The sequence below is a fragment of the Nonomuraea zeae genome, assembly GCF_005889725.1.
Taxonomy (GTDB): domain Bacteria; phylum Actinomycetota; class Actinomycetes; order Streptosporangiales; family Streptosporangiaceae; genus Nonomuraea; species Nonomuraea zeae.
Genome location: NZ_VCKX01000534.1, coordinates 1 through 4,092 on the forward strand (window position 1 = coordinate 1; position 4,092 = coordinate 4,092).

Annotated in this window: 3 protein-coding genes; 2 read left to right on the forward strand and 1 reads right to left on the reverse strand. The window is 71.0% G+C overall.

Translation table 11 applies throughout. The features are described from left to right. The first annotated feature begins 115 nt into the window (after positions 1–115). Both ETD85_RS60605 and ETD85_RS60610 read left to right on the forward strand, forming a co-directional pair. Positions 116–700, forward strand: a complete 585-nt coding sequence (locus ETD85_RS60605) for a TetR/AcrR family transcriptional regulator (protein ID WP_206059612.1) — start codon at positions 116–118, stop codon at positions 698–700. A 300-nt stretch (positions 701–1,000) separates the two neighbouring features. Then, a complete protein-coding gene (locus ETD85_RS60610) occupies positions 1,001–2,233 on the forward strand; it encodes a S1C family serine protease (protein WP_138698821.1) in 1,233 nt (410 codons plus the stop codon). A gap of 504 nt (positions 2,234–2,737) precedes the next feature. Here the strand turns inward: ETD85_RS60610 and ETD85_RS60615 are convergent. Then, positions 2,738–3,976, reverse strand: a complete 1,239-nt coding sequence (locus ETD85_RS60615) for an MFS transporter (RefSeq protein ID WP_138698822.1) — start codon at positions 3,974–3,976, stop codon at positions 2,738–2,740. Positions 3,977–4,092 lie beyond the last annotated feature (116 nt).

The window sequence follows — 4,092 nt, forward strand, 5'->3', positions numbered from 1 at the left end:
TTCTGAGACGGGGATAAGAGACCACCCACCACTACCGCCGACCCGCTCATGATCTGGCTCCTTCTGGATTTAACCACCACAATTGTGGTACCACACTTAGGGTAATATCGCATTCGTGCGAAACCAGGACCGGCGGCAACGCCTCCAGGACGCGGCCATCGAGGTGCTGGCCGGGCAGGGCGGGCGCGGGCTGACGCACCGCGCCGTGGACACGGCCGCCGACGTGCCGCCGGGCACGGCGAAGAACTACTTCCCGACCAGGCAGGCCGTGCTGCGCGCGGTGGCCGAGCGCTGCGTGGAGCTGTACGGCGAGGTCCCGAGGCCGGTGCCCGCCGACAGGGAGACGCTCGCGGCGCTGATGGGCGCCCTGCTGGCCGACGGGGCGGGCCCCGGCCGTACGCGCTTGCTGGCCTACCAGGAGCTGCAGGCCGAGGCCGCCCGGCTGCCCTGGCTGGCCGACCTCGTGGACGGCATAGCGGCGGCCGACTTCGCCGCCTTCGAGCAGGCGCAGCGGGCGGCCGGGCTGCCGGTCACGCCCGCGCGCGCGACCGCCGTGACGCTGGCCCTGCACGCCGCGCTCCCGCACCTGCTCGCCCGCGCTCCCCGCACGATGGCGGCCACCGGGCTGGACGATCCACGACAGTTCGCCCGCGACCTGCTCGACGCGGTCTACGGACCCGACGAGCCACTCGCCCGATAACGCGTGGTGCCGGAGACGGCGACAGGCCGGCATTCCCCCATGACGACCACCGAGATCCGGCTCGCCACGGACACGGACGCGACCCTCCTGGCCCGCCTGGACGACATCGTGCACGCACCCCATGCGCCACTGGCTGGAGCGCCCGCGGTAGGAAGTGAAACTATTTTTCGGCGTCCAAGATCGGCCGCTGCCAGCGGCGATAAGGCCGGTGTCAGGGGTTTCCAGCCGGCGCAATCTTGGGCTTAGCCCGGATTTACCTGCCTTTCAGCACTCTTGTGTCATCGGGATCTAGGAGATGACATGGACGCGAACGAGCCTCGCGAGCACAGCACCGGCGGTTGGAGCCAGTTCGGCGAGCGGCCGCCCTCCGTGGGCGGTTTCACCCGGCCGGGTGCTCTTCCGCCCACGTTGCCCCCGCCCCCGCCGCCGGCCAGGCGGGGGTTCCTGCTCACGAAGAAGGCCATCGCGGGGCTGGCCATCGCGGCCGTGGCGGCATTGTCGGCGGCGGCGCTCGGCGGCGGAGCCATGGGGGCCTACATCGCCGGCGCCAGCAGCCCCGCCCCTGTCGTCACCACCGCGAGCGCCCCGAGCCCGGTCTTCCGCACGGCGGCCGACCAGCTCACGATCGCGCAGGTGGCGGAGAAGGTGCAGCCGTCGGTCGTGATGATCCAGGGCCAGACCGCCGAGGGCTCAGGCGTCGTGCTGTCGGCGGACGGGCTGATTCTCACCAACAACCACGTCGTTCAGGGGCAGAACGGCGGATTGACGGTGAAGTTCAACGACGGCCGGACGGCCAAGGCCACCGTGGTCGGCACCGACCCGTCGACCGACCTCGCCGTCATCAAGGCCGAGGACGTGTCGAACCTGGCCAAGGTCGCGCTGGGCGACAGCGACCAGCTCAAGGTCGGTGACGACGTGCTGGCCATCGGCAGCCCGCTCGGCCTCGACGGCACGGTGACCTCGGGCATCGTCAGCGCCCTCGACCGTACGGTGACCGCGGGCAGCGGGCAGGACCGGCAGCAGCTTCCGCCCGGCTGGGGCGGGCAGGGGCAGCAGCAGGCCGAGACGACCACGATCGGCGGCATGATCCAGACCGATGCGGCGATCAACCCCGGCAACTCCGGCGGTGCGCTGGTGAACGCGGCCGGCGAGCTGATCGGCATCAACAGCGCGATCGCCCCCGACGGCGTCAACCTCGGCTTCGCGATCCCGGTGAACACCGCCAAGCAGGTGTCCGAGCAGCTCATCAGCAAGGGCACGGTGACCCACGCCTTCCTCGGCGTGAGCGTCACCGACGCCACCGGCGACGTGCCCGGCGCCCTGATCCGCCAGGTCACCGCGGGCAGCCCGGCCGCGAAGGCGGGGCTGAAGCAGGGCGACCTGATCACCAAGATCGGCGACACGGCGGTCCAGGGCGGCGACACGGTCGTCGGCCAGGTGCGCGGCTTCAAGGTGGGGCAGCGGGTGGAGATCACCTACCTGCGGGACGGCAAGCCCGGGACCGTCACCGCCGTCATGGAGGAGAAGAAGTAGCTCACCGGCTATATCTCGAAATTTCGTGATCTGATCAAAGCGCCTGCCACGGTGCTCGCGGGGATGACCGGCCCGGCAGTGGACGTGGGACAACAACGGCAGTCCGGGCGGGCCGATCGCCAGATAGCTGGAGCGCGACCAGTACATCGCGCGCGGGCGCGGCATGGCGTTCAAGATCCAGCAGCACTTCCCGAAGAGCCGGCTGTCGGAGGCCCGCTCGTACTGGAACTGGTGATCCAGGACGGCCGGTGCGTCCGCTTCGTCCACAGGGTGGGGACGATTTCCGGCGCGGCGGTGCCGGGTCGCGACGGGATGGTCTCATGCCGTGACACGGAGACTTCCTGATCGTGGATGGATAGCGCAAAGTGCCAGCTCAGAGCCCCTGTAAGCGTGATAGGCGGCAGCAGGCCGGCGGCGGCGGAAGGTGGCCCAGGCGCCTGGCCCAGGCGGGATCCGGCTGGAGGGGTTATCCACAGGAGAGGCCAGTTATCCACAAGTTGTGGGTTAATGGTCGCCGACCGGCTGTGGTGCCGTCTGAGGCGTCTGCTCAGAGACGGGGGATTCGCGCAGGAGGAGCAGGGCGAAGGCGGGGACGGCGGCCAGCGCGGTCATCAGGATCACGGCTCCCGTCAGGTTGCCGGCCACCAGCAGCGGGGTGACCAGAGCGGCGCCGATCGGCGGGGTGGCCTGCATCATCGTACGGAAGACGCCGAAGACGCGGCCCCGCTGGGACGGCGGGATGCGCTCCATGCGCAGTGACTGCGCCCAGACCGTCATGGGAGCGCTGAAGGCGCCGACCAGCAGGAAGCCCGCCGCCACCGGGAGCAGGTGAGGGCTGCCGAGCACGGCCAGGAAGCCGGCCGCCGCCACCAGCTCGACGACGGCGATGGCGACCAGCCGGCCGATCCTCGGCCGCCAGGCTCCGGCGGCGAACCCGCCCAGCAGCTCACCGGCCGACAGGGCGGCCATGAGGAGGGACAGGGTGGCGCCGTCTCCGGGGAGCTGCTCCTTGGCCAGCCAGGGAGCCACCACCATGGTCAGCGCGCCTTCGGCGATGTTGAAGGCCATGAAGGCCAGCGTCGTGCCGATGAGGACCTTGTCGCGGAAGACCGGTCGTGACGCGGCGGGGGACGACGGGCGGGGTTTCTCGTGCGGGCGCAGGGGATGCCGGATCAGGGTCACGGCCAGCGCGAAGCACGCGTAGGTGGCGGCGTCCACGGCCAGCAGCGTCGCCGGGCCGACGGCTCCGAGCAGCGGGGCCGCGAGGGTGAATCCGATGATTCCGGACAGGGAGTAGCTCACGGACTCGAGGGCGTTGGCGGCGTCTCGCTCCTCAGGGGCGACGAGATCGGGGATCGCGGCCGGGACGGCGGCCATCGGGACCATCTTCAGCAGCCCGTAGACGCCCGCGACCAGGAACGGCAGCCAGGACGGCACGCCGCCGGCCACGGCGGCGAGCGGGATGGAGGCCACGGCGAGGCCGCGCAGGACGCTGTCGGCGATCAGGGCCGCCCGCTTGTCGAACCGGTCGAGCAGCGGGCCCGCGACCAGGCCGCCGATCAGCACGGGAGCGGTGTAGCAGAGCGCCAGCAGGCCCAGTTTCGCGGTGCCGTCCGGCTCGGCCAGGACGAGCCAGGACAGGGCGATGAACGTCATGCTGTCGCCCATCACGGAGACGGACGCGCCCAGCCACAGACGGCGGAAGTCGCGCCTGGTCCTGAGCAGGGACAGGTAGGCAGGCAAGGGAGAGCTCCATTACACAGGGGGAATCGCGCGGGCGCGCCGTGGGGTCGCGCGTATCAAGGGCGGGCGCGGGTTGTCGCGCGTCACGGGGGTGGGCGCGGGGCGTCGCGCGTCTC